General features: G+C 66.1%; 1 protein-coding gene. It reads right to left on the minus strand.

Translation table 11 applies throughout. The features are described 5' to 3' along the window. A partial coding sequence (locus ACYVDE_RS22420; protein ID WP_460503754.1) for a beta strand repeat-containing protein occupies positions 1–1,506 on the minus strand: 1,506 nt, incomplete at its 3' end. Positions 1,507–1,547: the final 41 nt, after the last annotated feature.

Consider the following 1,547-nt stretch of genomic DNA (forward strand, 5'->3'; position numbering starts at 1 on the left):
GCCCGCCGGGGCTGTCAGCGAGCCAATGGTGTTGTTGGACACCGCCACCGCACCGCCCCCGCTCAGCCACACGCCGGCCAGCGGAATGTTCAGCGCCGTGCCGCCGGTGGCGAAGGTAGAATTGCTGCTCAGCGCGCTCATGGTATTGCCGCTGATGGTGGCCGCGCCGCTGCCGCTCACGTACACGCCCGCCACCGGCGAGGCGTTAGTGGCGTTGGTCGTAGTGCTGGCCACGGTGTTGGTGATGGTGCCGCTGAAGTTGCTAAACGTGTTGCCGCTGATGAGGCTGGCCGAACTGCTGCTCATGTTCACGCCCGCCAGTGTGCCGGTGAGCGAGGCTACACCGCTGGCCACGGTGGTCGTGATGCCCGCCACGGTGTTGTTCTGCACCATCGCGCCCACCGCGTTGCCCAGGTCGACGCCGTAGAAATTGCCCGCGTGCGCAATGCCCTGCCCGCTGCCGGTGCCCCCAATCGTATTGTTCTGCACCACCAGAATGCCCGCCGTGCCGTTGCGGGCGTGCACGCCGTACATCACCCCGGTCGCGGCCGAGTTAAAGTTGCGAATCACGTTGCCCTGCACCGTGGTGGCCGCGGCCCCGGCCGTAGCGCTCAAATCGAGGTACACCGGGTACACGTAGCCCGTGTTGCTGGCAATGGGGAAGGCCGCGCCGCCCGCGCCCGTCTGCGCCCCGCCAATAGCATTACCACTCACCAGGTGCCCGGTGCCGCCCACCAGCACCACGCCATAAAACGCCGCGCTGAGCGTGCCGCTGGCGTAATAAAGCTGGTTATTGCTGATGACATGGTTGTTGCCGCTGCTCAGGCGCAGAAAGCGCAGGTCGGCCGACCGGCTCACGGTTTCGTACACGGCGTTGCCGTCGGCGGCCGTGGCCCCGCCCACCGTCCAGTTGTCGCCGCTGTTGGTGGTCACGTTCAGGCCCGTCGCCGTGAAGTTGTAGATGGCGCAGCCGCGCACCGTGTTGTCGCTGTTGGTGGCCCCGGTCGTGCCCGCCGAGTAGATGCCGTTGGCTTGTAGCGTGGTGGTGCTGTTGTTGGCCGGCCGCACGTCGCAGCTGGCCAGCGTGTTAAAGTCGTTGCCCGTGGTGCCCGTGCTGGTGCCAAACAGTACCGTGCCGCTGGTGTTACTGGTATTAGCGCTTTCAATAATGAGGTTGCGCAACACGTTGTAGGTAGCGTCGTTGCGTAGCAGCACGGCTGGCCCGGCTGCCGTATTGCGCAGCGTGAGGGTGCGCGCGCTACTACTACCGTCGTACCCGCTGATGGTCAGGTAATCGGTGCCGTTCAAATCAATCAGTGCCGTGGTGTTACTGCCCGAAATCACCGGGCTCACGCCGGCGGTCGGCACGATGCTCACACCCTGGCCCGCGCTCAGCGCCACGGCCGGTACGGCCAGCGAGCTGGTGCCCAGCGAATAGGTAGCATCCAGCAGGGTAAATGCGACGCTGCTGCCGGCGCTCACGCCGTTGGTGCCCAAGGCAGCCATGGCGGTGGGCAGGTCGGGGTAGGTGCGGGCGGGTGCAGGCG

The sequence above is a fragment of the Hymenobacter agri genome (assembly GCF_054778495.1).